Annotated in this window: 24 protein-coding genes; 8 read left to right on the top strand and 16 right to left on the bottom strand. The window is 68.6% G+C overall.

The annotated features are described in order from the left end of the window. Nucleotides 1-127: 127 nt before the first annotated feature. Together Q7P21_RS08085 and miaA are read right to left on the bottom strand one after the other, a co-directional pair. A complete protein-coding gene (locus Q7P21_RS08085) occupies nucleotides 128-1,936 on the bottom strand; it encodes an acetolactate synthase 3 large subunit (RefSeq protein WP_304176574.1) in 1,809 nt (602 codons plus the stop codon). Between the two features lie 169 nt (nucleotides 1,937-2,105). Continuing rightward, nucleotides 2,106-3,026: a tRNA (adenosine(37)-N6)-dimethylallyltransferase MiaA gene (gene miaA, locus Q7P21_RS08080; protein ID WP_304176572.1), complete on the bottom strand. Its 921-nt coding sequence runs from the start codon at nucleotides 3,024-3,026 to the stop codon at nucleotides 2,106-2,108. Here miaA and serB point away from each other — a divergent pair. Together serB and Q7P21_RS08070 are read left to right on the top strand one after the other, a co-directional pair. Next, nucleotides 3,025-3,918, top strand: coding sequence for a phosphoserine phosphatase SerB (gene serB / locus Q7P21_RS08075; RefSeq protein WP_304176570.1), 894 nt, complete (start codon nucleotides 3,025-3,027; stop codon nucleotides 3,916-3,918). The two genes, miaA and serB, sit on opposite strands and share 2 nt — an antisense overlap. A gap of 49 nt (nucleotides 3,919-3,967) precedes the next feature. Then, nucleotides 3,968-4,624, top strand: a complete 657-nt coding sequence (locus Q7P21_RS08070; protein ID WP_304176568.1) for an HAD family phosphatase — start codon at nucleotides 3,968-3,970, stop codon at nucleotides 4,622-4,624. A gap of 15 nt (nucleotides 4,625-4,639) precedes the next feature. Here the strand turns inward: Q7P21_RS08070 and hflC are convergent, their stop codons facing one another. Together hflC and hflK are read right to left on the bottom strand one after the other, a co-directional pair. Beyond that, a complete protein-coding gene (hflC, locus tag Q7P21_RS08065) occupies nucleotides 4,640-5,530 on the bottom strand; it encodes a protease modulator HflC (RefSeq protein WP_304167246.1) in 891 nt (296 codons plus the stop codon). After that, nucleotides 5,527-6,552: an FtsH protease activity modulator HflK gene (hflK, locus tag Q7P21_RS08060; RefSeq protein ID WP_304167243.1), complete on the bottom strand. Its 1,026-nt coding sequence runs from the start codon at nucleotides 6,550-6,552 to the stop codon at nucleotides 5,527-5,529. The genes hflC and hflK overlap by 4 nt, the downstream gene beginning before the upstream one ends. Nucleotides 6,553-6,815: 263 nt before the next feature. Between hflK and Q7P21_RS08055 the strand changes: the two genes are divergently transcribed. Continuing rightward, nucleotides 6,816-7,931 (top strand): Mrp/NBP35 family ATP-binding protein, encoded by a 1,116-nt coding sequence (locus tag Q7P21_RS08055; protein ID WP_304167241.1) that lies wholly within the window; start codon nucleotides 6,816-6,818, stop codon nucleotides 7,929-7,931. A gap of 153 nt (nucleotides 7,932-8,084) precedes the next feature. Here the strand turns inward: Q7P21_RS08055 and Q7P21_RS08050 are convergent, their stop codons facing one another. The 7 genes from Q7P21_RS08050 to Q7P21_RS08020 all read right to left on the bottom strand — a co-directional run bounded on the left by Q7P21_RS08050 (nucleotide 8,085) and on the right by Q7P21_RS08020 (nucleotide 16,652). Continuing rightward, nucleotides 8,085-9,515: an MFS transporter gene (locus Q7P21_RS08050; protein ID WP_304176566.1), complete on the bottom strand. Its 1,431-nt coding sequence runs from the start codon at nucleotides 9,513-9,515 to the stop codon at nucleotides 8,085-8,087. Nucleotides 9,516-9,647: 132 nt separating this feature from the next. Further along, nucleotides 9,648-11,066: an MFS transporter gene (locus tag Q7P21_RS08045; RefSeq protein ID WP_304167235.1), complete on the bottom strand. Its 1,419-nt coding sequence runs from the start codon at nucleotides 11,064-11,066 to the stop codon at nucleotides 9,648-9,650. 153 nt (nucleotides 11,067-11,219) lie between these two features. Then, nucleotides 11,220-12,635, bottom strand: a complete 1,416-nt coding sequence (locus Q7P21_RS08040) for an MFS transporter (RefSeq protein WP_304167233.1) — start codon at nucleotides 12,633-12,635, stop codon at nucleotides 11,220-11,222. Nucleotides 12,636-12,797: 162 nt separating this feature from the next. Further along, on the bottom strand, nucleotides 12,798-13,703 hold the full coding sequence (locus Q7P21_RS08035) for an SDR family NAD(P)-dependent oxidoreductase (RefSeq protein WP_304167231.1): 906 nt from the start codon (nucleotides 13,701-13,703) through the stop codon (nucleotides 12,798-12,800). A 110-nt stretch (nucleotides 13,704-13,813) separates the two neighbouring features. Beyond that, complete coding sequence (locus Q7P21_RS08030) at nucleotides 13,814-14,773, bottom strand: HlyD family secretion protein (protein WP_304167228.1); 960 nt, start codon at nucleotides 14,771-14,773, stop codon at nucleotides 13,814-13,816. A gap of 5 nt (nucleotides 14,774-14,778) precedes the next feature. Continuing rightward, nucleotides 14,779-15,513, bottom strand: coding sequence for an ABC transporter ATP-binding protein (locus Q7P21_RS08025; RefSeq protein ID WP_304176563.1), 735 nt, complete (start codon nucleotides 15,511-15,513; stop codon nucleotides 14,779-14,781). Next, nucleotides 15,510-16,652, bottom strand: a complete 1,143-nt coding sequence (locus tag Q7P21_RS08020; RefSeq protein WP_304167224.1) for an ABC transporter permease — start codon at nucleotides 16,650-16,652, stop codon at nucleotides 15,510-15,512. Before Q7P21_RS08020 ends, Q7P21_RS08025 begins: the two co-directional genes overlap by 4 nt. Before the next feature lie 161 nt (nucleotides 16,653-16,813). Between Q7P21_RS08020 and Q7P21_RS08015 the strand changes: the two genes are divergently transcribed. Next, nucleotides 16,814-18,889 (top strand): S46 family peptidase, encoded by a 2,076-nt coding sequence (locus tag Q7P21_RS08015; protein WP_304176561.1) that lies wholly within the window; start codon nucleotides 16,814-16,816, stop codon nucleotides 18,887-18,889. Nucleotides 18,890-19,043: 154 nt separating this feature from the next. Here the strand turns inward: Q7P21_RS08015 and Q7P21_RS08010 are convergent, their stop codons facing one another. After that, entirely contained in the window at nucleotides 19,044-19,850 is an 807-nt protein-coding gene (locus Q7P21_RS08010) for an acyl-CoA thioesterase II (protein WP_304176559.1), read from the bottom strand. Between the two features lie 88 nt (nucleotides 19,851-19,938). Next, nucleotides 19,939-20,748: an SDR family oxidoreductase gene (locus Q7P21_RS08005; RefSeq protein ID WP_304176557.1), complete on the bottom strand. Its 810-nt coding sequence runs from the start codon at nucleotides 20,746-20,748 to the stop codon at nucleotides 19,939-19,941. A 101-nt stretch (nucleotides 20,749-20,849) separates the two neighbouring features. On the opposite strand from Q7P21_RS08005, the gene Q7P21_RS08000 reads away from it, so the two are divergent. Together Q7P21_RS08000 and Q7P21_RS07995 are read left to right on the top strand one after the other, a co-directional pair. Further along, nucleotides 20,850-21,332, top strand: coding sequence for a helix-turn-helix domain-containing protein (locus Q7P21_RS08000; protein WP_304167216.1), 483 nt, complete (start codon nucleotides 20,850-20,852; stop codon nucleotides 21,330-21,332). Further along, nucleotides 21,325-22,065 carry an SDR family NAD(P)-dependent oxidoreductase gene (locus Q7P21_RS07995; RefSeq protein WP_304176554.1) on the top strand — a complete coding sequence of 247 codons (741 nt, stop codon included), beginning with the start codon at nucleotides 21,325-21,327 and terminating at the stop codon, nucleotides 22,063-22,065. The genes Q7P21_RS08000 and Q7P21_RS07995 overlap by 8 nt, the downstream gene beginning before the upstream one ends. A gap of 12 nt (nucleotides 22,066-22,077) precedes the next feature. On the opposite strand, the gene Q7P21_RS07990 is transcribed toward Q7P21_RS07995, so the two are convergent. Together Q7P21_RS07990 and Q7P21_RS07985 are read right to left on the bottom strand one after the other, a co-directional pair. Further along, nucleotides 22,078-22,515, bottom strand: a complete 438-nt coding sequence (locus tag Q7P21_RS07990) for a MarR family winged helix-turn-helix transcriptional regulator (protein WP_304176576.1) — start codon at nucleotides 22,513-22,515, stop codon at nucleotides 22,078-22,080. A gap of 44 nt (nucleotides 22,516-22,559) precedes the next feature. Then, nucleotides 22,560-22,979 (bottom strand): organic hydroperoxide resistance protein, encoded by a 420-nt coding sequence (locus Q7P21_RS07985; protein WP_304176552.1) that lies wholly within the window; start codon nucleotides 22,977-22,979, stop codon nucleotides 22,560-22,562. Between the two features lie 142 nt (nucleotides 22,980-23,121). Between Q7P21_RS07985 and Q7P21_RS07980 the strand changes: the two genes are divergently transcribed. Together Q7P21_RS07980 and Q7P21_RS07975 are read left to right on the top strand one after the other, a co-directional pair. Further along, the gene (locus tag Q7P21_RS07980) at nucleotides 23,122-24,405 is read left to right on the top strand and encodes a NupC/NupG family nucleoside CNT transporter (protein ID WP_304176550.1); all 1,284 of its coding nucleotides are present in this window, start codon (nucleotides 23,122-23,124) and stop codon (nucleotides 24,403-24,405) included. A 28-nt stretch (nucleotides 24,406-24,433) separates the two neighbouring features. Beyond that, the gene (locus Q7P21_RS07975) at nucleotides 24,434-25,063 is read left to right on the top strand and encodes a glutathione S-transferase family protein (RefSeq protein WP_304176548.1); all 630 of its coding nucleotides are present in this window, start codon (nucleotides 24,434-24,436) and stop codon (nucleotides 25,061-25,063) included. On the opposite strand, the gene Q7P21_RS07970 is transcribed toward Q7P21_RS07975, so the two are convergent. Further along, nucleotides 25,060-25,632, bottom strand: a complete 573-nt coding sequence (locus Q7P21_RS07970; RefSeq protein WP_304169116.1) for a TMEM175 family protein — start codon at nucleotides 25,630-25,632, stop codon at nucleotides 25,060-25,062. The genes Q7P21_RS07975 and Q7P21_RS07970 overlap by 4 nt on opposite strands. Nucleotides 25,633-25,741 lie beyond the last annotated feature (109 nt).

The following is a 25,741-nucleotide window of genomic DNA, read 5'->3' as shown; positions in this document are numbered from 1 at the left end:
TTTCAGGAAGGCGCCGGTCCTGGGCTCCGACGGCATGTCGAAGCCCAGCCGGGCCGTGTGTGCGGCGATCCGGCGCCAGGTTTCTGGAGCGCCGGTCTCGGGGGTCCGATCCAGCGCTGGCATGGGATCAGACCAGACGCTTGCCCGCGTCGTCGATGATGCCGCCAAGGTCGCGGCCGTCGTCGGCGAGGATCATCTCGTTGTGGGCCTTGCCGGACGGGATCATCGGGAAGCAGTTCTCGTCCTTGGTCACCCGGCAGTCGAACAGCACCGGGCCGTCATAGTCGATCATCTGCTGGATCTTCGCGTCGAGCTCGGCCGGGCTCTGGGCGCGCAGGCCGAGCGCGCCAAAGGCCTCGGCCATCTTCACGAAGTCGGGCAGGCTCTCGGAATAGGAGTGCGAATAGCGCTCGCCGTGCAGCAGCTGCTGCCATTGGCGGACCATGCCCATCCACTCGTTGTTGAGGATGAAGATCTTGATCGGCAGGCCGTACTGCATGGCCGTCGACATTTCCTGCATGGTCATCTGGACCGAGGCGTCGCCGGCGATGTCGACCACCAGGGCGCCCGGGTGGGCCATCTGCACGCCGAGCGCGGCCGGCAGGCCATAGCCCATGGTGCCCAGGCCGCCGGAGGTCATCCAGCGGTTCGGTTCCTCGAAATGGAAGAACTGGGCGGCCCACATCTGGTGCTGGCCGACCTCGGTGGTGATGTAGACGTCCTTGTCGCGGGTCAGCGCATAGAGCCGCTCGATGGCGTATTGCGGCTTGATGTACTCGGCGTCGGCGGCATAGCGGAACGACTGGCGGGCGCGCCAGGTCTCGATCTGCCGCCACCAGTCGTCCATGGCCGCCTTGTCGGTGGCCAGGTTGCGGGACTTCCAGGCCGCGATCATGTCCTCCAGCACGCTGCCGGCGTCGCCGACGATGCCGATGTCGACCCGGACGTTCTTGGAGATCGACGAGGCGTCGATGTCGATATGGATCTTCTTCGAATGCGGGGCGAAGGCGTCCAGCCGGCCCGTGACCCGGTCGTCGAAGCGCGCGCCGATCGCCACCATGACGTCGCAGTCATGCATGGCGTTATTGGCTTCGAAGCTGCCATGCATGCCCAGCATGCCCAGCCACTTCGGGTCCGAGGCTGGGAAGGCGCCCAGGCCCATCAGGGTCGAGGTGACCGGGGCGCCGGTCAGGGTCGCCAGCTCACGCAGCAACTCGGCCGCCCTGGGGCCGGCGTTGATCACGCCGCCGCCGGTATAGAGGATCGGCCGGCGCGCGCCGGCGATCAGGGCCACGGCCTCGGCGATGCGGCCGGCGTCGCCCTTGGTGCGCGGGTGATAGTTGTGCGCCCAGGTCACTTCCTTCGGGCCCTTGTAGGCGGCCTTGGAGAACTGGACGTCCTTGGGGATGTCGATGACCACCGGGCCCGGACGGCCGGAGGTGGCGATGTGGAAGGCCTCGTGCATGATCCGCGGCAGCTCGGCCACGTCCTTGACCAGGTAGTTGTGCTTGGTGATCGACCGCGTAATGCCGATCGTGTCGCATTCCTGGAAGGCGTCGGTGCCGATCAGGTGGGTGGCGACCTGGCCGGTGATCACCACCAGCGGGATGGAGTCCATCAGGGCGTCGACAATGCCGGTGATGGCGTTGGTCGCCCCGGGGCCGGAGGTGACCAGGACCACGCCGGGCTTGCCGGTCGAGCGGGCATAGCCCTCGGCGGCGTGGGTCGCCCCCTGCTCGTGGCGGACCAGGACGTGGCGCAGCCGGTCCTCGTTGAACAGGGCGTCATAGATCGGCAGCACCGCGCCGCCCGGATAGCCAAACAGCACCTCGACCCCCTGGTCGATCAGCGAGCGGACGACGATCTCGGCGCCGGTAAGGATCTCTTGGTCCTGCTCGGCGGCGGCGTCGGCTTGGATGGTCTGGTGGGCGGTCATGACGTTCGGCCTTGATGGGGCAATAAAAAGGGCCCTCTAGGGGCCCGGGTGCAAGCGACCTTTCACGGCTGACGACAAGGTCAGTCCGCGACGGGTCGCCATACGAGTACAAGGATGCGGCGCAACGGTTTGCTCCAAACGCTATTGTCGGGGTCTTCGCATGCCCCGATCAGAGCGTCAAGCCAGGGTTAAGGGCAAGAAACTGCCTCCACTGTTCCTCAGGCTCCAGGCTGGTGATCCTGGGCCAGTCGGCCATCTGGCCGCGCATCCAGGTGGTCTGGCGCTTGGCGTAGCGCCGGGTCTCCATGCTGGCGGCGGCGATGGCGGCCTTCAGGCTGGTCTCGCCCTTCAGATGGGCGGCGAATTCGCGATAGCCGACCGCCTTCAGGGCCGGCAGGGTCGGGTCCAGCCGGCGGGCCGCCAGCTTTTCGACCTCGGCCAGGACGCCGGCCTCGACCATGGCCTCCAGCCTGCGGTCGCAGCGGTCATAGAGCGCCGCCCGGGTCGGCTCCAGCGCCACCGCCGACCAGCTGCCGGCGGCCAGGGCGCCTGTGCTGTCGGCCTGCCAGTCGGTCAGGCTGCGGCCCGTCGCCTCGAGAACCTCCCAGGCCCGCGCCAGCCGCTGCCTGTCGCCGGCTGAGATTCGCTCCGCCGCAAGTGGGTCTCGTTGTGCAAGTGTATCCCGAAATACCCCTTCATCTGTCGCCTCAACCAGGCGCCGCGCCGCCGCGCGGACCTCGTCCGGGATCGGCGGGACTTCCGCCAGGCCATGGGTCAGGGCGCGGAAATAGAGCCCCGTCCCGCCGACGATCACCACGGGTCCGGGGATCTCCGCCAGCCTGGCCGTCGCCGCCCTCTGCCAGCGCCCGACCGACCAGCCCTCGGCGGCGTCGACCTCGCCGACCAGGTGGTGGCGGACCCAGGCCCGCTCGCCAGGACTGGGCGCAGCGCTGAGGATCGGGATGTCGCGATAGAGCTGCAGGGCGTCGGCGCCGAGGATCTCGGCCCCCGTCGCCTCGGCCAGCCGCAGCGCCAGGGCTGACTTGCCGCTTGCCGTAGGCCCGGCGATCAGCCAGATGCGGCCAGTCATGCAGATCGCTCTCACCCTCGTCAGTCCGCAGCCGGACCAGGTCCAGGCCGCGCTCGGCCGTCTCGCCCCAGCGCTCGCAGCCGCGGGCGCTCGCGTCAAGGAGCCTCGGCCGCTCGGCCCCGGCGCCCTCGACCTGGCCCTGGAAGGCGAGGACCTCGCCGCGATCCGCGCCGCCGCCGCGTCGGTGCTGGACGGCTCGGCCATCGACCACTGCGTCCAGCCCTGGAACGGGCGCAGGAAGCGGCTGCTGGTCGCCGACATGGACTCCACCATCATCAGCTGCGAGTGCCTGGACGAGCTCGCCGACTTCGCCGGCGTGAAGGCCCAGGTCTCTGCCATCACCGAGCGCGCCATGCGCGGCGAGTTGGAGTTCGAGGGCGCGCTGCGCGAACGGGTCGCCATGCTGAAGGGCCTGCCGGTCACCGACCTGCAGCTGGCCTATGACCAGCGCGTGCGGCTGAACCCCGGCGCCCGGACCTTCGTGCGGACCATGGCGGCGTCCGGCGCCCGCTGTCTGCTGGTCTCCGGCGGCTTCACCTTCTTCACCTCCCGGGTGGCGGTCGCCGCCGGCTTCCACGAGGACCGCGCCAACACCCTGGGCGAGGCCGACGGCGCGCTGAGCGGCACGGTCGGCGAGCCGATCCTCGGCCGCGAGGCCAAGCTCGCCGCCCTGGCCGGCGAGGCCAGGGCGCTGGGCCTGGACCTGGCCCAGACGCTCGCCATCGGCGACGGCGCCAACGACCTGGCCATGATCGAGGCTGCGGGCCTCGGCGTCGCCTACCGCGCCAAGCCGATCGTCGCCGCCCAGGCCGACGCCAAGGTAGACCATGCCGACCTGACCGCCCTGCTGTACTTCCAGGGCTACGCCCAGGCCGACTTCGTCACGGACTGAAGCGCGGTGTGATTTCGCGGGATGGGCAACCTGGGCTAGTCAGCCCGCCATGAGCCTTCCCCGCGTTCCCCAGGCCGTCGTGTTCGACATGGACGGCCTCCTGGTCGACACCGAGACCGTCTATCACGCCGCCGTCGTGGCCACGGCCCAGGAGATGGGCCTGGAGTTTCCCAAGGCGCTGTTCCTTAAGCTGATCGGCCTGACCTGGGCCCATAACGAGCATCAGCTGCTGGACCACTTCGGCGCCGACTTCGACGCCACGGCCTTTCGTGCGGCGGCCAGCCTGAAGTTCCATGAATTGGCGGCGGTGGAGCTGGCCCTCAAGACCGGGGTGGTGGAGATCCTCGACCGGCTGGATGAACTCGACCTGCCGCGGGCCATCGCCACCTCCTCGCATCACCGTGAGGTCGAGCACCACATGGGCCATCACGGCATCCGCGACCGCTTCCACACCGTGGTGGCGCACGGCGACTACGCCCGGCCCAAGCCCAATCCGGACCCCTATCTGCTGGCCGCCGAGCGGCTGGGGGTCGCGCCGCACCTGTGCCTGGCGCTCGAGGACAGCCACAACGGTGTCCGCGCAGCGGCGGCGGCGGGTATGATGACCGTCATGGTGCCGGACATGCTGGCCCCCACCGACGAGATGCGCGAGCTGTGCGTCCGCATCGCCACCGACCTGCACGAGGTGCGGGGCTGGTTGGTCTAGAGGGCCGCGCGGCGCCTACTTCGCGCCGGGGCCGCGCTCGAAATACTTGAAGAAGGCGCTGTCCGGCGACAGCACCATGGTCGTGTCGCCTTGGCCGAGCGAGGCTTCATAGGCCTGCATGGACCGGTAGAAGGCCGCGAAGCTGGGGTCCTTGCCGAAGCTCTGGGCGAAGATGCGGGTGCGCAGGCCGTCGCCCTGGCCGCGCACGTTCTCGGCCTCCTCGGTGGCGGTGGCCAGGGTGATCGCCACCTCCTTGTTGGCCTCGGCGATGATCTGGCGCTTCTGCTGTTCGCCGCCGGCGCGGATCTGTGCGGCGTCCTGCTCGCGACTGGTGCGCATGCGGCGGAACACGGCCTCCTGGTTGCCCTGGGGCAGGTCGGCGCGCTTGATCCGCACGTCGATGATCTCGACGCCGAGGTCCGAGGTCCTGGCCCGCTTGGCGACGTCGGCCAGGGTCGCGGCCATCAGGGCCCCGCGCTGGGTGGAGACGATCTGCTCGGTGGTGGCCGAGCCCAGGATCTGACGCAGGGAGGAATTGACCAGCCGCTCGATGCGGTCCTGGGCGATCGTCTCGTTGCGCAGGGTCCGGTAGTACTGCAGCGGATTGGCGATGCGGTAGCGGACGAAGGCGTCGACGACCAGGCGCTTCTGGTTGACGTCGATGATCTCTTCCTTGTCGGCGATCAGCGGCAGGTTGCGCTTGTCGACCTTGACCACGTTCTCGACGAAGGGGGCCTTCATGTGCAGGCCGGGTTCGTCATGGCCGACGGCGTTCACCACCCGCACCGGGCCGCCGAAGCTGAGCACGATCGCCTGCTCGCGCTGGCCGACCACGTACAGGGTGTTGCTCAGCACCACGAAGCCCACGAACGCGAGGACGAGGGCGATGGTCAGGCTGCGGTTCATCGGACGACTCCCGAAGCGGGCGGGCCATCGGAGGCCGAGGGCGGCGGCGCGATCACCGCGCTGGCCCTGGGCTTGAAGACGTCCGGCGGCAGGATGATCGGGGCGCTGGTCCCCTTGCCGTCGACGACGACCTTGTTCGACTTGGCCAGCACCCGCTGCATGGTCTCGATATAGAGCCGCTGGCGGGTCACGGCCGGGGCGCGGCGGTATTCCACATAGATCTGGTTGAAGCGGGCGGCCTCGCCCTTGGCCTCGCGCACGGCCTGTTCGCGATAGCCCTCGGCCGACTGGGTGATGGCCGAGGCGTCGCCCTTGGCCTCATTGACCACCCGGTTCTTATAGGTGTTGGCCTCATTGACCTTGCTCTCGGCGTCCTGCTGGGCGTTGGCCACCTGGCGGGAAGCGTCGATCACTTCGGCCGGCGGGTTGGCGGAGCGGATCTGCACCTCGACCACGCTGACGCCGGCGCCCCAGCGATCCAGGATCTTCTGCATCAGGTCGGCGGTTTCGAACTGCACCTGGCCGCGACCGCTGGTCAGGATCGAGCCCAGGGTGGTCTTGCCGACCACCTCGCGCATGGCGCTCTCGGCGGCGGCCTGCACGGCCTCGTTCTGGTCGCGCATGGTGAAGAGATAGGCCGCCGCGTCGCTGATCCGCCAGGTGACGCTGAAGTCCAGGTCGACGATGTTCTCGTCGCCGGTCAGCATCAGGCTTTCCTCGGGCACGTCGGCGCCGATGGCGCCGCCGATGTCGGTGCGGTTCAGGCTGGTGACCGCCACCTTCTCCACCGCCTCGATCGGCGTCGGCAGATGGTAGCGCAGGCCCGGAGATTCAGAGCGGGTGTAGCGGCCGAAGGTGGTGACCACCGCCTGCTCGTTGGATTGCACGACATAGACGCCAGACAGGGCCCAGATGCCGAAGGCGGCGCCGGCGACGATGGCGGCGACGCCGGAGCGCGGCGCGCCGGGCCCGCCCAGCAGTCCGCGCAACCGGCGCAGGGCGTCGTCGAAAGAGGGCGGCATGTCGGGGCCGCCGGTTCGGCGCGGACCGCCCGGACCTCGTCCCCCGCCCGGCGGGTCGCGCCGGTCGCCATCGCCGCCGTTGGACGGTGAGCCCCAGGGGCCAGGGTTAGCGTTGTCATTCCAGGGCATGGTCGCGTCGTCTGACTTCTGATCTCGGCGCGGCCGCGTCGCACACGTCCCCGAGCGGACTTGTAAACCGGCGCTGTCAGCCGGATATGAGGCGCGACCCTCGGCAAAGCAAGACAAAGCCAGACAAAGACCTCATGACCTCCGAAGCTCCAATCGACCGCGCCGGCCTGATGGCCGTGCTGAACCAGGTGATCGACCCCAGGAGCGGTCAGGGATTGTCCGACGCCGGCCTGGTGCGCGGCCTGATCCTGGCCCCAGGTCGCGCGGGCTTCATGCTCGAGGTCCCGGCCGACCAGGTCGAAGCCTATGGCCCGGTCCGCGACACCGCCGAGAAGCTGCTGGCCGCCCTGCCGGGCGTGACCCGGGCCCAGGTGGTGCTGACCGCCGAGGCGCCGCCCGCCCCGCCGCCGGCCCCCGGCGTGACCCGGATGCGCAAGGGCGCGCGGCTGGCCCACGACCCGCAAGCCCAGCCGTCGCCTCCGGCCGAGGCCGAACGTCCCGCCCATGTGAAGAAGGTCATCGCCGTCGCCAGCGGCAAGGGCGGGGTGGGCAAGTCGACCATCTCGGTGAACCTGGCCGTGGCGCTCGCCCGCCAGGGCCTGAGGGTCGGCCTGCTCGACGCCGATGTCTATGGCCCCTCGGCCCCGCGCATGCTGGGTGTCGACGGTGAGCCGGGCTTCGGGCCGGAGAAGAAGCTGATCCCGCTGGAGGCCTGGGGCATCAAGGTGATGTCGATCGGCTTCCTGGTCGACGAGGCGGCGCCGATGATCTGGCGCGGTCCCATGGCCTCCTCGGCCGCGCGCCAGATGGTGCATGACGTGGCCTGGGGCTCGGCGGCCGAGCCCCTGGACGTGCTGGTCGTCGACCTGCCGCCCGGCACCGGCGACATCCAGCTGACCCTGGTCCAGAAGCTGAAGCTGGACGGGGTGGTGATCGTCTCCACCCCGCAGGAGATCGCCCTGATCGACGCCCGTCGCGCGGCGGCCATGTACGTCAAGACCGCCACCCCGATCCTCGGCGTGGTCGAGAACATGGCCTGGTTCATCGATGGCTCAGGCGCGCGCATCCCGATCTTCGGCGAGGGCGGCGCCAAGGCCGAGGCCGTCAAGCTGGGCGTGCCCCTGCTGGCCCAGATCCCGCTGGACATGGCGCTGCGCCAGGCCTGCGACGACGGCAAGCCGGTGGTCGCCGCCGCCCCCGACAGCGCCTCGGCCCAGGTGTTCGTGGCGATGGCGAAGCTCTTGAGCTGAGCGCGCTTACGTCCTCTCCCCGCCTGACGGGGAGAGGGCAGGGTGAGGGGCGCGAGGCGAAGCCGCGCGTCTTTCGGAGGATCAGGTGAGGCGGCGCGTCAGCAAGAGCCCCTCACCCAACCCTCTCCCCCAAAGGGGGCGAGGGCTTCAGTGTCACCGCACCGGCGCGGTTCCTCCTGGTCCCGTGGACAGCCCGGCCAGGGGTTCGAGTTCCAGGGCTTCGGTGAGGGCCGCGTCGCGGGCGTCCAGCTGTTGGCGGATGTCGGCGTGGCGGTCCTTGTCCAGCTTGTAGCCGAAGAACAGGGCGCCCCCGACCAGCACCAGTATGATCGGCGCGAACAGGTAGCACATCTCCAGCCCCTGGATCGCCGCGGCGGTGTTCATCGCCTCGTCCTTGGCGTTGTAGCCGACCGCCGCCAGGATCGGGAACACGATGGCCACCGTGATCGAGGAGCCGAACTTCTGGGTCACGGTCACCAGGGCGTAGAGCAGGCCCGCCTGGTTCTGGCCGGTCTCCAGCCGGATCTGGTCGGAGATGTCGGCGACCATGGCGCGGATCAAGAGCACGAAGGCCGAGGTGCAGAAGCCCACGGCGAACATGCCCGCCGCCGTCATGGCGAACTCGGCCTTGGGCAGGGCCATCAGCACGGTCTGGCAGATGGCGTAGCAGACGCAGGCGACCTGCAGGGTGCGGTGCTTGCCCAGGCGCTGGGCGATGCGCGCCCAGATCGGCGCGCCCAGCAGACCGGCCCCGATATAGGGGATCAACAGCAGGCTGACCTCCTTGATCGGGAAGCCCTTCGCGTCGTGGAAGAAGAAGATGTAGATCGGCGAGGTGGTGCCCGGCCCCAGCACCAGGCACAGGTCGGCCAGCACCAGGCGGAACATGCCGGGCGTGGTGAACACCGCCAGATAGTCCTTCAGGCCGGCGGCCTTGTGGTCCGTCGCGGCCGGCTTCTCGGGGGCGAAGAACACGCTGGCCGCAGTGGTGAAGGGCAGCAGGCCGATGATGATCCAGGCGATGGCCGACATGCTCTCGCCCTTGCCCGGCTGGATCGCGCCATGGGTCAGGATCGGGGTCATCAACAGGCTCACCGAACCGATGACGCCGACCGCCTGCATCCAGCCATAGACGCGGCTGCGCTCATTGTAGCCCGTGGCCAGAGCCGCAGCCCAGGCGGCGTGGGACAGGGTGACGATCGAGGTGCCGGTATAGATGATCAGCAGCCAGGTGATCAGATAGCTCACCCCGGCGTCGGCCGGCGGGTTGAGGATCTTGTAGGTGGCGTAGGCCAGGAGCGGGACGCCGAGCGCGAACCAGACCCGGTAGCGTCCAAAGCGGGTGCGGGTCCTGTCCATGCCGAAGCCGATGACCAGGTCGAAGCCGATGTCGATCAGCCGCACCAGGGCCACGGCGCCGGCGACGGCGGTGAGCGCTATCCCCAGGTGCCCGGCATAGAAGCGCGGCAGATAGGTCGACAGGATCAGCTGCAGCATGACGGCGGGAATGCCGGCGCTGGCGAAGGCGAAGATGGTGGGCGTCGAAAGCCGACCAGCCGCCGGACCGGCGGTGGGGTTGGACAAGGGGCGTCTCCTCAAAACCATTGGTCGCCCTCTGACGGGGCGATAATGATCAGAAACAGACCGCGCGGTCGGCGTTTGCGCAAGCCCCTTTCGGCGGCCCTGGCGCCGTGCCGGGCGCCAGAACCGACCGTCTCACCCCTGGTTGGCGGCCGGCGGCTCACCGCCCAGGCTGATCCCGGAGGCGGTGGTCAGCTGGGAGGCCTCGGCGGCCAGGGCGTCGCGGATGTCCAGTTGGCGCCGGACCTCGCCATGGCGCTTGGCGTCGAGCTTCCAGCCGATGAAAGCCGCCCCGCCCAGGAACACCAGGGTGATGGGGGCGAAGACGTAGCAGAGCTCCAGCCCGCGGATCGCCGCCGGCGAATTGGCCGCGCCTTCGACCGGGTTGTAGCCGACCAGCTGCAGCACCGTGTAGCTGACCGTCACGGTGATCGCCCCGCCGATCTTCTGGGTGGTGGTGACGAGCGCATAGAGCAGGCCGGCGCGCTCCTTGCCGGTCTCCAGACGCACCTCATCGGCGACGTCGGCGACCATGGCGCGGACGATCGGCACGAAGCCCGACGCCACGAAGCCCACCGCGAACATGCCGGGGATGGCCAGCGCCATGGTGGCGGGCGGGATGATCATCAGCATCGACTGGGCGACGGCATAGACCACGGCCGAGGCCATCAGGGCCCGGTGCTTGCCGATCTTCTGCGCCAGCCAGCCCCAGAACATCGAGCCGACCAGGCCGGCGGCGATGTAGAACAGGAGCAGGATCGAGGTCTGCGGCCCGGTGTAGTGGCGGGCGTCGTGGAAGAAGAACAGATAGAGCGCCGCCGTGGTGCCCGGGCCGAGCGCGATCACGAAGTCGGCGAACACCAGGCGCAGCATCTCAGGCCGGGTGACCAGGGCCCAGTAGTCAGCCAGCCGCACCCGCTCCTCCGAGCCGCTCTGCGGGGCGATGCGCTCCGGCGTGATCAGTACGCACAGCAGCACGGTCAGCGGCGTGGTGATGATCAGGAACCAGCCCATGGCCCCAACTCCGCCATGGGCGCCGGCCGGCTTGCCGGCCAGCAGCAGGGGCAGGAACAGGATCATCACCGAGCCCAGCACGCCGACCGCCTGGATCACCCCATAGACCCGGCTGCGGTCGTGATAGTCGGTGGCGATGGAGGCCCCCCAGGCCGCCTGGGACAGGGTCAGGATCGACACCCCGACATAGAGCACCAGGAGCCAGGCGATCAGATAGCCCAGGCTGATTCCGGGGCTGGCCAGGAACAGCATGTAGGTCGCCGCCATGACGATCGGCGCGCCGAGGATCAGCCAGGGCCGGTAGCGGCCGAGCCCGGTCTTGGTGCGGTCCATGGCCAGGCCCAGCAGCGGGTCGACCGCCATGTCGATCAGCCGCACGATCCCGAAGGCCGCGCCCACGGCGCCGAGCGTCAGGCCGATATGGCTGGTGAAGAAGCGGGGCAGATAGACCCCCATGACCAGGGCGATGGCCGCGATCGGCGCGGCCGTGGCGCTGAACGCCCCGACGATCGGCAGGGAAAGGCGCGGGCTGGCCGCCATGAGAGTCTCCGAAAACTGCTGGCGCGAATGAAATGCGCCGTCTTTGAAAATGAGGCCGGGTCAGCCGATTGAATCAGAGGGGGCCCGAACCGGGAATAGGACGCAACAGACCCCGCGCGATGGCGACGCGCAAGAGGGGGCGGGGCGGTGGAATCATGCGCCCTCGACCAGGGTCTGGGCGGGCGCGCCGCTCAGGCTCTCGATGATCGGCGCCTCGTCATAGAGGGCGTCGCGCGCCTCCAGTTCCTGGCGGATCTCGGCGTGGCGTTCGGCGCTGAGCTTGTAGCCGATGAAGCAGGCGCCCCCGAGGGCGACGAACAGGATGGGACCCGACAGGAAGGCGATCTCCAGGCCGTGGATGGCGTCGGCGGTGTTGACCGCATGTTCCTTGGGATCGAAGCCGATCTCGGCCAGCACGGTATAGGTCAGGAAGATCGAGAAGGCGCCGGCCACCTTGGAGGTCATGGAGGTGAGCGCGTAGAGCAGGCCGATCTGCTCCTTGCCGCCGTGCAGGCGCACCTCGTCGCCGACATCGGCGGTGATCGCCCGGGTGGTGACGTTGAAGCCGGCGGCCAGGAAGCCGGTGACGAACATCACCGGAATGGCCGCCAGGGCCTGGCCCTTGGGCAGGGCGAGCAGGGCGAACAGGGCCAGGGAATAGAGGCTGGTGATGACCATCATCGCCCGGTGCTTGCTGATCCGGGTGGCCAGCCAGCCGATGGTCGGGGCGCCGACGACGCCGGCCAGGATGTAGACCACCAGCAGGAGATTGGCCTGGGTGACCGTGTAGCCGCGGCTGTCCTTAGAGAAGTAGATGTAGAGCGCGGCCATCCAGCCCGGGCCGAGCGCCAGGCAGAGATCGGCGGCCATGATCCGCCAGACATTGCCGTGCCGGAACAGGCCGAGATAGTCGCGCAGATGGTAGCGCTCGTCGGCGCGCTGGCGGGTGATCTTCTCGGGCGTGCGCCAGACCACCATGCCCACGGCGAACGGGGTCATGACGATCAGGAACCAGCCCATGGCGCGCACGCCCTCGCCGTCGCCGAAGCCCTGCTGGTGCATGACGATCGGGATGACCAGCACCATCACCGAGCCCAGCACCCCGACGGCGGCCATGATCCCGAAGATCCGCGCGCGCTCGTTGTAGCTGGTGGCCAAGGTCGCGGCCCAGGCTGAGTGGGACAGGATCAGGATGGAGGTGCCCAGGTACATGACCAGCAGCCAGACCATCAGATAGGGCCGGCCGACCCCGGGCGGGGCCATGAACAGCATGTAGAGGGCGGCCATCAGGATCGGGGCGCCGATCACGGTCCAGACCCGGTAGCGTCCGAACCGCGTGCGGGTGCGGTCCATGATCAGGCCGAGCGCCGGATCCAGCGGGATATCGATCAGCCGGACCAGGGCGAAGGCGCCGCCGACCACGGTCAGGCTGACGCCCAGATGACTGGCGAAATAGCGGGGCAGGTGGACGGCGACAGCCAGGACCAGGGCCGCGAGCGGCAGGCTGGTGCCGGAAAAGGCGAGGATCGTGGGAAGCGAAAGCTTCGCCGCCGTCGGGGCCTGGGTCAAATCGCGTCCTCCCGCGTCCGGCCCCTGTCTCGGCGCCTGGATGCATGTGGCAAGTTACGCCCGGTCAACCCGGCCCACGCAAGAGATTTTATGTTACCGAAACGCAAGACGGGCGACCTTTCGGCCGCCCGTCGAACAGTGTTCGGATTGTATTGTCGAGGTTCAGCCGCCGCCGAGCTTGCGGAAGAACTTGCCGCCCTGCTCGCCGCCATTGACGTAGGCGGCCTGGCCGGTCGGGTCGCTGATCTTGGCCCAGTTGTCGCGAACTTCCTCGACCGACAGACCGTCCTCGCCGAGGTAGACGCCCTCGGTCTCATAGATGCGCGACAGGGCGAAGGCGCCCGCGCCGGCCGCCAGGATCGCGCCGGTCGGCGCTTCGTCGGAGGCCAGGAACACCACGCCGGGGGTCACATATTCCGGCTTCAGCTTTTCCAGCATGGCAGGCGGCATCAGGTTCTCGGTCATGCGCGTGGCGGCGACCGGGCTGATGGCGTTGATGTGGACGTTGTTCTTCTGGCCTTCGAGCTTGATGGTGTTCATGAAGCCGATGATGCCGAGCTTGGCCGCGCCATAGTTGGACTGGCCGAAGTTGCCGTAGAGGCCCGACGACGAGGTGGTCACGACGATGCGGCCGTAATTCTGGGCGCGCATGATCTCCCACACGGCCTTGGTCGGCTTCACGGTGCCCATCAGGTGGACGTTCAGCACCAGTTCGAAGTCGGCGATCTCCATCTTGGAGAACGACTTGTCGCGCAGGATGCCGGCATTGGCGATCAGCACGTCGATGCGGCCCCACTTGTCCATGGCCTGCTGGACCATCAGGGCGACGCCGGCGTCATCGGTGACCGACGAGCCGTTGGAGATGGCTTCGCCGCCCATCGCCTTGATCTCTTCGACCACGGCGTCGGCCGCGGCCGAGGAGCCGCCCGAACCGTCCATCGAGCCGCCCAGGTCGTTGACCACGACCTTGGCGCCGCGCCGCGCCAGTTCCAGGGCGTGCTGCTTGCCGAGGCCGCCGCCAGCGCCGGTCACGATCGCCACTTTGCCGTCGAAGCGGATGTCCGCCATGGAAGTTCTCCTGGTCCCAAACACGGGTTTGAATAGCGGCGGCGTTGTGCGGTGCGGGAGAGGCGGCGTCAAGCTTTGGCGCTCCCCTCCCCAGGACGGGGAGGGAGGACCTAGTTCAAACTGGCGACGCTGGACCCGCGCAGGAACTTCACCAGCACCCGCTGGCCGATCAGGAACGGCGTGGAGTCTGCGCTGACCACCACCTCGACCACGCGGTCGTCGGTCCGCTCGGTGGGGTCGTCGGACTGCAGCTTGCGGGCCCCGAACACGGCGGCCTCGCGCATCACCTTGCCGTTGTAGAGCTTGGTCGGGTCGGACTCGGTGGCGATCTGCACGGTCTGGCCGATCGTGACGAAGGGCAGGGCGCTTTCCGACACCTCGGCGCGGATGATGTGCGGCGTCGTCGGCTCCAGGTCGAACATGTTCGAGACGTTGAGCGTCGAGGCGCCGGCGCCGGGATTGGCGTAGCGGCGCGCGATCCGGCCGTCGGCCGGGGCGCGGATGATGGTCAGTTCCTGATTGTAGCGGGCCTGGGCGAGCGCCGCCTCGGCGGTGGCCACGGCGGCCCGCTGATAGGCCAGATTGGCCTCGGCCTGGCGGATGGTGTCATTGGCCTGGTCCAGCCGCTGGCCAGCCACGAAGTTGGAGGCGGCCAGGGTCGCCAGGCGGCCATGCTCGCGGCGCGCCGCCGACAGCTGCACCTGCAGGGCGGCGATCTGGGCGCGGGCCTGGTTGGCGGCGGCGGCGGCCTGGCCGGCGGCGAGACGGGCGTCGTCGTCCTCCTGGCGGGCGAGGATCTGGCCCTTGATCACGTGCTCGCCCTCGCTGACCAGCACCTCGCGCACGATGCCGGCCCGGCGCGCGGCCACCTGGATCATGCCGCCCTCGACATCGGCCTTGCCATTGGCGATGGCGACATAGGGGCTCTTGGGCGCGGCGGCCACGGCCAGCTTGGCGGCGGCGGCCTGCTTGGCCTTGGCCTGGTTCTGCATCACGACGAAACCCCCGCCGAGGGCGAGGATGACGACCAGCACGATCCAGGTCGCGGGGCGGCGGAGAAGGGCGAACATGGTCTTCAGGCTCCGATGAGCTCAGGCGCGGCGTCCCGTTCCGGCGTGGTGCGCCGGTCGTCCAGGATGCGGCCGTCCTCGATGTGGATGATGCGGTCGGCATAGGCCTCCAACCGCGGGTCGTGGGTCACGCAGATCACCGCGGCGTCATGTTGCTTGGCGGCGCGCTGCAGGAGCTGGATGACGATCTGGCCGTTCTCGCCGTCGAGGGCCGAGGTGGGTTCGTCGGCGAACAGCAGGTGCGGCTGCTTGGCGAGCGCCCGGGCGATGGCGACCCGCTGCTTCTCGCCGCCGGACAGTTCCGAGGGCCGCTGGTTCATCCGGTTCCCAAGCCCCACCTCATTGAGCGCGGTGGCGGCGCGGTCCCGGGCCTCGGCCCGGCTGAGGCCGGTGTATTTCAGCACCGTGGTCACCTGCTCCAGCGCCGTGAGGGCCGAGAACAGGTTGAAGCCCTGGAAGATGAAGCCGCAGTGGTCGAGACGGAACTTGTCGATCCGACCGGGACGCAGGCCCCAGAGGTTCTCGCCCAGCGCATTGACCTCGCCGGAGTCCGGCTTCAGCAGGCCCGACAGGGTGGCGACCAGGGTCGATTTGCCGGAGCCGGAGGGGCCCATGACCATGGTCACATCGCCGTGGCGGGCGTCGAAATCCACCGACTTCAGCACCTCGATATAGGTGCGGCCGGTCTTGAAGCGCTTGTTCAGGCCCTTGGCCTGGATGGCGTGGCGGGGCGTGATCATCGCAGGAGGTCCGCAGGTTGGCTGCGCTTGAGGATGCCGAGCGACATCAGGCCCGAGGCCAGCGAGATCACCATCAGCAGGACGGCGACCAGGATCACCCAGTTCAGCGGGAAGGACATGGGCAGGCCGTTGCTCTGGGCGAGCAAGGAGATCAGGTAGGTCATCAGGGCGGTGGCGGCCAGGCCGACGACGCCGACCCAGAAGCTGAGCTCGATGACGATCAACCGCAGTGAGCCCATGGAGACGCCCAGGGCCCGCAGGCTGGCGAACTCCTTGATATTGGCCAGGATCGCCCCACGCAGGGTTTGGGAGGTGATGCCCACACCGATCAGGAAGCCGAGGAACACCGAGAAGCCCAGCATCACCCCGATGATCTGTTCCTTCAAAAGGGCGCTCTCATTGGCCTTGGAAAGCTCGGCCCGGGTCCAGGCGCGATAGGCGCCGCCGGAGACCGCGTTGAGGGCGTCGCGCACGGCTTCGGCGCGGGCGGGATCCCTGACCCGCACCATCAGCGGGCCGGTCTTGTCGCTCTTCGCGCCCATGCCCAGGAGCCGCAGGGTGTCGCGGGACATGACCACCGAGGGCTGGTTGATATCGGGATAGTTCTCGAGGATGGCGCGCACCCTCACCGACTTGCTGTTCAGGGCGGCGCTGTCGCCCAGCTTGACCCCCAGCCGGGCCAGGGCGGTGCGATCCAGCGCCACGGCATAGGGCTCCTGCAGGGCCAGGCGGACGCTTTCGGGATAGTCGGTCGGCAGGGTCACGGCGCCCTGGCGGGTGTCGACCATGTTGATCTGGACATAGGTCGTGATCGCCTTCTTGCCCTCGCCCGGCCGGTTGTTCCAGCGGGCGCCGTCGCCCTCGAAGCTGGAGACCTCGACGACCTCGGGATTGAGATAGATCTGCGGCTCGATGCGGCGCGGCAGGCCCGAGGGGCCGGAATTGATCAGGCTCTCGTTCTTGGGCGCCAGGATCATGATGTCCGCGCGCGACCGGTCGATGGTCGCGGTCGCGCCCTTGACGATGCCGGTGAACATGCCGACCTGGGCCAGGATCAGCAGGCCCGAGAAGGCCAATGCGATCACGGCCGCCAGATAGCGGCGCCATTCATAGATCAGTGTGGCCAAGGCCAGCGACATGGGGTCCCTCTCAACGCCCCAAGCATGTGAGCGGGCCCGCGCCGGAACCTAGTTAAATCCATGTAAGGCGCGATTGTGGCGGGCTGGCCAAGGGGGCGTCACACCGATACACAGCCTGTGGAGCCGGCCTTCTCAAGGCGCCGCAGCATCAGGCTAAGTGAATGTTTCGATTGAAGTTTGGTGCGGTCTTCGGCTTTGTCTCAGCCTTGATCTTTCCAGTCTCCAGCGCCCTCGCCGACGAGGGCATGTGGACCTTTGACAATTTTCCGCAGGCCCGGGTCGAGGCCGCCTATGGCGTCAAGATCGACCAGACGTGGCTGGACCGGGTGCGCTCCGCCTCGGTGCGCCTGAGCACCGGCTGCTCGGCCTCCCTGGTGTCGAAGGAGGGCCTGGTGCTGTCCAACAGCCACTGCGTGATGGGCTGCGTTCAGAGCCTGTCCAGCGCCGAGGTCGACTATGTGAAGAACGGCTTCATCGCCGCCACCCGCGCCGACGAGCGATCCTGTCCCGGCGTCCAGGCGGAAATCCTGACGGGCGTCACCGATGTCTCCGGCCAGATCAATCAGGCCACGGCGGGGCTGACTGGAGAGGCTTTTGTAAAGGCCCGCAACACCGCCATCTCGACGGCCGAGGCGGTCGCCTGTGGCCGGGACATGACCGCCCGCTGCCAGGTGGTCAGCCTCTATCGTGGCGGACAGTTCAAGCTCTATCGCTATCGCAGATACGCCGACGTCCGGCTGGTCTTCGTCCCGGAGTTCGCCGCCGCCTTCTTCGGGGGTGATCCCGACAATTTCAACTTCCCGCGCTACAACCTCGATATCAGCTTCGTGCGCCTCTATGAGGCCGGAAAGCCGGTCAAGAGCCCCCAGCACCTGGTCTGGCGCGCGACCCCGCCGCGGCCAGGCGAGCCGACCTTTGTCTCCGGCAATCCGGGCGCGACAGAGCGCATGTTGACCGTCGCCCAGCTGGAGACCCAGCGCGATCTCACCCTGCCGATCGGCCAGCTCCAGCGGTCCGAATTGCGCGGTCGGCTGATCCAGTTCGCCCAGGCGAGCGCGGAGAACCAGAGGGTCGCCACCGATCCCCTGGTCAGTCTGGAGAACAGCTACAAGGTGTTCTTCGGCCGCCAGTTCACCCTGAACGACAATGGGTTCATGGCCGCCAAGCGCGCGTCCGAGGCCGAGCTTCGCGCCAAGGTCGCCTCCGACCCCAGGCTGGCCGCCGAGGTCGGCGATCCGTGGGCCGATATCGCCGGGGTCCAGGGCGCCTATGCTGACACCTATGTCCGTTTCCGCCAGCTGGAGACGGCGGCGGGGTCGATGTCGGAGCTGTTCGCCCACGCCCGCCAGCTGGTCCGCGTCGCTGAGGAACGCACCGCGCCCTCCGCCGAGCGCCTGCCGGAATACGCCGACAGCCGTCTGCCCCTGATGCGCAAGCAGCTGCTCGACCCGGCCCCGATCGATCCCGGCCTGGAGCGGCTCTATCTGTCCTTCTGGCTGTCCAAGACCCGCGAATATCTGACCACCGACGACGCCGCGACCCAATTGCTGCTGGGCCGGGAAAGCCCGGAAGCCCTGGCCGAGCGGCTGGTCTCGGGTTCGAAGCTCGCCGACCCCGCCGTGCGACAGGCCCTGTGGGAGGGCGGACTTGCGGCCATCCAGGCCTCGCAGGACCCGATGATCCAGCTGGCGCTGAAACTCGATCCTTCGGCGCGCGCCGTCCGCAAGACCTGGGACGCACAGGTCGCCGGTCCCACCGACGCGGCCGCGGCCCAGATCGCCCGGGCCCGCTTCGCCGTCTATGGCGACTTGGCCTATCCCGACGCCACCTTCACCCTGCGTCTCTCCTACGGGAAGGTCGCCGGTTGGGCGTATCGGGGCGCGACCATCCCGGCCACCACCACCTTCGCCGGCCTCTATGCCCGGGCGACGGGGGCCCAGCCCTATCAGCTCAGCCCGCGCTGGATCGCCGCGAAGGACAGGCTGAACCCCGACACGGTGTTCAATTTCGTCACCACCAACGACATCATCGGCGGCAATTCCGGCTCGCCAGTGATCAACGCCAAGGCCGAGATCCTGGGCGCGGCGTTTGACGGCAACATCCATTCGCTGGGCGGCGACTATGGCTATGACGGGTCGATCAACCGCACGGTCGTCGTGGCGACCTCGGCGGCCACTGAGGCCCTGCTGAAGGTCTATGGCCAGGCCGCGCTCGTGAAGGAGCTGATGGCGAAGTAAGGGCTGCTCCCTCTCAGGGGGAGCTGTCAGCGAAGCTGACTGAGGGGGCCGGCCCGCAGGGACGGATACTGCCGATCCGCCCCTTCCGCCCTCAAGTAAGGGCGGCCCCCTCCGGCCCTTTGGGCCACCTCCCCCATCGGGGGAGGAGCGCCTTTTAGTCCATCGAGCGCACGATCACCGACTGGCTGGCCACGGCCATCAGCTCGCCGTCCTCGGCGAACAGCCGCATGTCGCCGTGGGCGAAGCCGGAATGGACGCCGTGGATGTGGATGTCGCAAAGCACCCACTCGGTGGGCACGATCCGGCGGATGCGCAGGGTGTTGTCCAGGCTGTTGCCGCCGCCCTTGCGCCCCAGCGCCGCGCCCACGCCGGAGGGCACATAGTCGGCGATGATCGCCAGCATGCTATTGTCCATCGGGTAGCCGCCGCGCGCCCGCACCCACATGACGCTGCGGCCGTCCTGGCTGAGTTCGCCGTTGCGGGGGATCGCGCCATAGCGGCCGGGGGCGACGCGCACCTCCAGCCGGCTGTTGAGGTTCTCGCCCTGGTCGGTCCACAGGACCGAAGGTTCGCAGTCCTCGGGACGGGGCATTTCGGGCGCCTCCACCCATTGGTGGGAATAGGGGCTCTCGCGGCTGCCCAGGGCGGCGTTGACCGTGAAGATCTCCTTGTCGCCGACATGGCCGATCACCCGGGCCTGGCTGTTATATTTGCCGTGCACCGGCACCCAGACGTCCAGATCGACGATCGAGGGCGGCCGGGCATAGGACAGGTATTGGGCCGTCGCCCAGATCACCGGCCGGTCCAGGGTCCGCTCCATGGCCGCGATCGCCGAGGCCAGGCCGATCCCGCCATACATGAACAGGTTCTCCGGCGGTCCGACGCAGACCCCGTGGGTCAGGGGCAGGAACCAGCGATGCGGGTTGTGGGTGGCCTGGAGGTCGAAGAACAGCTCGGTCATGGACGGGTTTTGAGCGAGGGCCGGCCGGGAGGCAAGAGCCCTGGCTCCTCCCGGCCGCCTGAGGGCGGGAGGAGCTTGCACGATGGCCTCAGGCGGGGGTGGGAAGCTTGTAGCGGACGGCGGCGTGGGCGCGCGACAGGTTGGGGAGCAGGGCCATGCGCGCGGCGGTGAAGGCCTGCCAGTCGGCCGGGTCGGGCAGGGAGGGAATGGTCACCAGCTCCAGCTGGTCGAAGCCGGTGAGCGCCGCATCGACCATCTCCTCGACATCCATCAGACGCGACTGATCCAGGCTGTTCACATCGACGCCCGAGCGCTCCCAGATCTCCGTGCGGGTGGCGCCAGGCAGCACGGCCTGGATCTGCACCCCTTCCGTCGACAGCTCGGCGTGCAGCGACTGGCTGAGCGTCAGCACATAGGCCTTGGTGGCGCTATAGGCCCCGCGCACGATCTCCGGAGCGATCCCCAGCACTGAGGCCAGGTTGATGATCGCGCCCTGGCCCCGGGCCGCAAAGGCGTTGGCGGCGGCGTGGGCCAGCAGGGTCACGGCCGTCACATTGAGCGCGATCAGGGTCTCGAGCTTAAGCGGATCCTCGCCGACCAGCGGGCCGGTGCCGCCGACCCCGGCATTGTTGACCAGCAGGGTGATGGCTGGGTCCTTCTCCAGGCGCCGGGCCACCTTGGCCAGGTCGGCGCGGTCGGTGAGATCGGCGGGCAGCACCTCGACCTGCACGCCGGTCGCGGCCCGCAGTCGATCGGCCAGGGCGTTCAGCCGCCCCACGTCGCGGGCCGCCAGGATCAGGTCGAAGCCGCGTCGCGCCAGGCGGTCGGCATAGACCGCGCCGATGCCCGATGAGGCGCCGGTGATCAGGGCCGAGCCCTTGGAAGTCGTGTTCGTCATGGTCGTCATCCTTGTCGTCTTCCCGACCTTCCGGGAAGTTACTTGCATGATGATAGTAACTGACCTACCTCTTCGCCATGCGGCACACGAAAATTTCCGACATGGAGTGTCCGATCGCCCGCGGCCTGGACCGGGTCGGCGAGTGGTGGAGCATGCTGATCCTGCGCGACGCCTTTCACGGCCTCACCCGCTTCGACCAGTTCCAGAAGAGCCTGCCGATCGCGCCCAACATGCTGACCCGCCGGCTTGGCGAGCTTGTGGAAGCGGGCCTGCTGGAGCGCCGGCGCTATAGCGAGAAGCCGCCGCGCGACGACTATGTGCTGACCGACAAGGGCCGCGACTTCTGGCCGGTGCTGGTGGCCATGAGCAGCTGGGGCAATCGCTGGTTCGCGCCGGAGGGCGTCTCCAGCCAGCTGGTCGAGGTCGCCACCGGCCGGGCGGTCGATCCCATACTGACCGACCCCGTCAACGGCCGCCCGATCGACGGGACCCACTATCATTTCGCCGCCGGCCCGGCGGCCAGCGAGGCCGTCCGCCGACGCCTCGATTTTGCGGACCGTCACAGGGAGAAGACCCATGGATAAACCCACAGCCCTCGTGGTCGGGGTGGGCGCCGAGCTTGGCGTCGGCGCGGCGGTCTGCCGCCGGTTCGCGGCCGAGGGCTATCACGTCCTGGTCGCCGGCCGGACCCCGGCCAAGATCGATCAGGTGGTGGCCACGATCACCGCCGCCGGCGGCTCGGCCCAGGCCGTGCGCGCGGACGCGACCCAGGAAGCCGAGGTCATCGCCCTGTTCGACCTGGCCATGGCCCCGGGGCCCGGCTTCGCGCCGGCCGATGTCGTGGTGTTCAACGCCGGCGACAACCGGATGATCGACTTCCGCGAGGTGGAGGCGGCCCTGTTCGAGGCCTTCTGGCGGGTCGGCTGCTTCGCCGGCTTCCTGGTGGGGCGCGAGGCCGCGCGTCGGCTGGTCCCGCTGGGCCGCGGCACGGTGCTGTTCACCGGCGCCTCGGGCAGTCTGAGGGGCAAGCCGGGCTTCGCCCAGTTCGCCGCCGCCAAGGCCGGCCTGCGGATGATCGCCCAGAGCATGGCGCGGGAATATGGTCCCCAGGGGGTCCACGTCGCCCATGTGGTGATCGACGGCGGCATCGACGGGGAGCGACTGCGCAAGGGCGTGCCCGGCATCGTGGAGGCCCGGGGCCAGGACGGTCTGCTGGGCGTCGACGCCATCGCCGAGACCTATTGGCAGCTGCACCGCCAACCGCGTTCGGCCTGGGCTCAGGAGATCGACCTGCGCCCCTACAAGGAAGCTTTCTAGCCGGGAGGGCTTCTAACCCGCCGTCCGCATCTTGCGGGCGAAGTCCTGCAGGGTGGCGCGCAGCTCGACCAGTTCGGTCGGGGAGAGCGGCAGGGCGCAGGCCAGGGTGGCGGGGATCGCGGCGGCCTCGGCCCGCAGCGCTGCGCCCCGGTCGGTCAGGCCGATCTGCACGCGGCGCTCATCGGCCGGATCGCGGGTGCGGGTGACGAAGCCCGCCGCCTCCAGCCGCTTGAGCAGGGGCGTCAGGGTGCCGGAATCCAGGCTGAGCGCCTCGCCCAGTTCGCTGACCGTGCGCGGCGCCTTCTCCCACAACACCAGCATGGCCAGGTACTGGGGATAGGTCAGGCCCAGGGGCTCGAGCAGCGGGCGATAGGCGCGGGTCACCAGGCCGCTCGCCGCGTAGAGGGCGAAGCAGAGCTGGTTGTCCAGGCGCAGGAACGCCGCCGCCATGTCCTGGTCGGCGGGCTCCGGGGCCTTGGGTTCGGCTTTCAGACTCATTGCGCCCTTACGGTTATCCCAACATCGATATTGCCGCGAACCGCATTCGAATAGGGGCAGACCTGATGGGCGGCGGCGACCAGGGTCTCGGCGGTCGCCTGATCCAGGCCTTGAGTCTCGGCGTCGAGCGACACGCCCAGTTTGAAGCCGCCCTCGGCGCGGGGGTGAAGCTCGACATGGGCGGTGACGGCGGCGCCCTTCAGGGGAAGCTTCTGCTGCCCGGCGATGAAGCGCACGGCGTTCTCAAAACAGGCAGCATAGCCGGCGGCGAACAGCTGTTCCGGATTGGTCGCGCCCCCGCGTCCGCCCATCTCGGCGGGCAGGGCCAGGTCGACGGAGAGCAGGCCGTCCGGGGTTTCGACATGGCCGGCGCGGCCGCCGACGGCGCGGGCCTGGGTGGAATAGAGGGCGGACATCGGGGAAACTCCTTGTGTGTGAGCAATTAGATCGTACACAATCTAATTGATGTCAAGGCCCGCTCGGCTTGCGAAATCCGGCGGCATGTTCTTGTAGTGTGACAGTTCCGGCGCGAATCCCGCCGGCGGGGGCCCAAGACCGATGTTCCGACCTGAAAACGCCCAGAGTCTCGTGGGCCTGGCGCTGATCCTCCTGGTCTGCTGGGTGCTGTCGGAGGACCGCTCCAAGTTTCCCTGGAAGCTGGCGGTGGGGGCCATCGCCCTGCAGGCGGTGCTGGTCCTGGCCCTGTTCGGCGTGCCGGCCCTGCGCGCCGGCCTGGCCGGGGTAGGCGCCGCGGTGGATGGCCTGGCCTCCAGCACCCAGGCCGGCGTCTCCTTCGTGTTCGGCTTCCTGGCGGGCACGCCGGACCAGCCCTATGCGGTCGAGCATCCCGCCGGCCTGTTCGTCTTCGCCTTCCGCGTCCTGCCGGTGATCCTGGTGGTCTGCGCTCTGGCCGCCCTGCTCTGGCACTGGAAGATCCTCAAATGGATCACCCAGGGGTTCGGCTTCATCTTCGAGAAGACCATGGGCCTGCGCGGCGCGCCGGCTCTGGCCACCGCCGCCACGGTGTTCATGGGCCAGATCGAGGGCCCGATCTTCATCCGCTCCTACCTCTCCAGCCTGTCGCGGTCAGAGCTGTTCCTGCTGATCGCGGTGGGCATGAGCTGTGTGTCCGGTTCGACCATGGTGGCCTATGCGACCATACTGAAGGGCGTGCTGCCCAACGCCGCCGCCCATGTGCTGACCGCCTCGATCATCTCGGCCCCGGCCGGGGTGCTGCTGGCCCGCATACTGGTGCCGCGCAACCCGCGGATGGAGGACGGCAAGGAACTCGATCCCACCGCCAACAAGGTCTATGAGAGCTCGATCGACGCCCTGATCAAGGGCACCACCGACGGCCTGCAGATCGCGCTGAATGTCGGCGCCACACTGATCGTGTTCGTGGCCATGGTGGCCATGGTCAACGGCATCCTCGGCATGTTCCCCCAGGTCGCCGGCGCGCCCTTGTCGGTCGAGCGGATTCTCGGCGTGATCTTCGCCCCCCTGGCCTGGTCGATCGGCGTGCCCTGGCATGACGCCCCCACCGCCGGCTCGCTGCTGGGGGTCAAGCTGGTGCTCACCGAATTCACGGCCTTCATCAAGCTGGGGGCGATCCCGGTGGGCGAGCTCAGCGACCGCACCCGGGTGATCATGACCTATGCCCTGTGCGGCTTCGCCAATATCGCCTCGGTCGGCATGAACGTCGCCGGCTACAGCGTCCTGGTGCCCGAGCGCCGGGGCGAGGTGATCGGCATGGTCTGGAAGGCGATGTTCGCCGGCTTCCTGGCCACCTGCGTCACCGCCGCCGTGGTCGGGGCCATGCCCTCGGCCCTGTTCGGACAATAACAACAAAGGCCTCAGGGAGGGCCGCGCCATGAAACTCTATGACACTCCGCTCGCGCCCAATCCGCGCCGGGTCCGCTGGTTCATGGCCGAGAAGGGCATCGAGGACATCGAGATCATCCGGCTGAACCTGATGGAGGGCACCCACAAGCAGCCCGACTATCTGGCCAAGGCCGGCCTGCCCAATGTGCCGGCGCTGGAGATGGATGACGGGACCACCATCACCGAGAGCCTGGCGATCTGCCGTTATCTGGAGGCGCTCTATCCCGAGCCGAACCTGTTCGGCCGCGATCCCAAGGAGACCGCCATCATCGAGATGTGGACGCGCCGCGCCGAGATGCTGGTCGCCACGCCCCTGATGATCGCCGTCCGCCACCTGCACCCGGCCATGGCCGCCCTGGAGCAGCAGGCCCCCGAGGTCGGCGAGCACAACAAGGCCGGCGCGCTCAAGGCGCTGAAGGTGCTGGACCGCCGCCTGGGCGAGACCGAGTGGCTGGCCGGCGAGCGCCTGACCATCGCCGATATCGTGGCCTTCATCGGCATCGACTTCACCCGGATGATCAAGCTGGTGATCCCGGAAGAGCTGAAGCACGTCCACCGCTGGGCCGAGGCCATGCGCGCGCGGCCGGCGGCGAAGACGGGGATGAAGTCGGGCGCCTAGTCCTTGGTCCCTGTCGCAACCGTCGCCTCGACCCGGCGATCCGGGATCAGCCACATCAGGGCCACGGCCAGATAGAGCAGGCCGGCGGCGGCGGTATTGACGAACGAGAGCCCCACGCCGGTCAGATAGAGGAACGGCGAAGCGGTTCCCTTGACGTCGCGGCCCAGGGCCTGCCGCAGGGCGGAGTCCGGGCCCTGGGTGCGCATGATGGTCTGCTGCATCACGTACCAGGCGACAGCCGGGGCGAGCAGCGACAGGCCGTAGACCGCCGTGGGGAGCGGGGCGAAATGGTTCTCGCCCATCCAGGCGGTGGTGAATGGCACCAGGGACAGCCAGAACAGCAGGTGCATGTTGGCCCACAGCACCGCGCCGTCGACCTCTGGCACGAGGTGGAAGAAGTGGTGGTGATTGTTCCAGTAGATGGCGATGTAGAGGAAGCTGAGCACATAGCTCATGAACACCGGGGTGAGCTCGGCCAGGTCCTTCAAGCCGACCCCGTGCGGCGGCCGCAGTTCCAGCACCATGATCGTCACGATGATGGCCAGCACCCCATCCGTGAACGCCGTCAATCGCTCTCGCCCCACCGGTGTCTCCCAATTTCCTGAGCCGCATCGTGCCGGCCGTCGGGGCAAGGCGCAACCGGTGCTAGGGCGTATCCAACCGGTCGTTCTCGGCCGA

Origin of the sequence: Phenylobacterium aquaticum, assembly GCF_947378715.1 — a bacterium.
GTDB lineage: Bacteria > Pseudomonadota > Alphaproteobacteria > Caulobacterales > Caulobacteraceae > Phenylobacterium > Phenylobacterium aquaticum_A.
The sequence above is the reverse complement of the archived record's forward strand: the minus strand, read 5'-3'. Positions and strand labels throughout refer to the sequence as shown.

Bases quoted from the DNA above. Each gene is read 5' to 3' on its own strand.
- Q7P21_RS08070 (WP_304176568.1), top strand. From the start codon at position 3,968: ATGAGCCTTCCCCGCGTTCCCCAGGCCGTCGTGTTCGACATGGACGGC.
- Q7P21_RS08015 (WP_304176561.1), top strand. From the start codon at position 16,814: ATGTTTCGATTGAAGTTTGGTGCGGTCTTCGGCTTTGTCTCAGCCTTG.
- hflK (WP_304167243.1), bottom strand. From the start codon at position 6,552: ATGCCGCCCTCTTTCGACGACGCCCTGCGCCGGTTGCGCGGACTGCTG.
- Q7P21_RS07975 (WP_304176548.1), top strand. From the start codon at position 24,434: ATGAAACTCTATGACACTCCGCTCGCGCCCAATCCGCGCCGGGTCCGC.
- hflC (WP_304167246.1), bottom strand. From the start codon at position 5,530: ATGAACCGCAGCCTGACCATCGCCCTCGTCCTCGCGTTCGTGGGCTTC.
- Q7P21_RS08010 (WP_304176559.1), bottom strand. From the start codon at position 19,850: ATGACCGAGCTGTTCTTCGACCTCCAGGCCACCCACAACCCGCATCGC.
- Q7P21_RS07995 (WP_304176554.1), top strand. From the start codon at position 21,325: ATGGATAAACCCACAGCCCTCGTGGTCGGGGTGGGCGCCGAGCTTGGC.
- Q7P21_RS08005 (WP_304176557.1), bottom strand. From the start codon at position 20,748: ATGACGAACACGACTTCCAAGGGCTCGGCCCTGATCACCGGCGCCTCA.
- Q7P21_RS07980 (WP_304176550.1), top strand. From the start codon at position 23,122: ATGTTCCGACCTGAAAACGCCCAGAGTCTCGTGGGCCTGGCGCTGATC.
- Q7P21_RS08035 (WP_304167231.1), bottom strand. From the start codon at position 13,703: ATGGCGGACATCCGCTTCGACGGCAAAGTGGCGATCGTGACCGGCGCT.
- Q7P21_RS08045 (WP_304167235.1), bottom strand. From the start codon at position 11,066: ATGGCGGCCAGCCCGCGCCTTTCCCTGCCGATCGTCGGGGCGTTCAGC.
- Q7P21_RS08000 (WP_304167216.1), top strand. From the start codon at position 20,850: ATGGAGTGTCCGATCGCCCGCGGCCTGGACCGGGTCGGCGAGTGGTGG.
- Q7P21_RS08030 (WP_304167228.1), bottom strand. From the start codon at position 14,773: ATGTTCGCCCTTCTCCGCCGCCCCGCGACCTGGATCGTGCTGGTCGTC.
- serB (WP_304176570.1), top strand. From the start codon at position 3,025: ATGCAGATCGCTCTCACCCTCGTCAGTCCGCAGCCGGACCAGGTCCAG.
- Q7P21_RS08025 (WP_304176563.1), bottom strand. From the start codon at position 15,513: ATGATCACGCCCCGCCACGCCATCCAGGCCAAGGGCCTGAACAAGCGC.
- Q7P21_RS07990 (WP_304176576.1), bottom strand. From the start codon at position 22,515: ATGGCGGCGGCGTTCCTGCGCCTGGACAACCAGCTCTGCTTCGCCCTC.
- Q7P21_RS08085 (WP_304176574.1), bottom strand. From the start codon at position 1,936: ATGACCGCCCACCAGACCATCCAAGCCGACGCCGCCGCCGAGCAGGAC.
- Q7P21_RS08020 (WP_304167224.1), bottom strand. From the start codon at position 16,652: ATGTCGCTGGCCTTGGCCACACTGATCTATGAATGGCGCCGCTATCTG.
- miaA (WP_304176572.1), bottom strand. From the start codon at position 3,026: ATGACTGGCCGCATCTGGCTGATCGCCGGGCCTACGGCAAGCGGCAAG.
- Q7P21_RS07985 (WP_304176552.1), bottom strand. From the start codon at position 22,979: ATGTCCGCCCTCTATTCCACCCAGGCCCGCGCCGTCGGCGGCCGCGCC.
- Q7P21_RS08055 (WP_304167241.1), top strand. From the start codon at position 6,816: ATGACCTCCGAAGCTCCAATCGACCGCGCCGGCCTGATGGCCGTGCTG.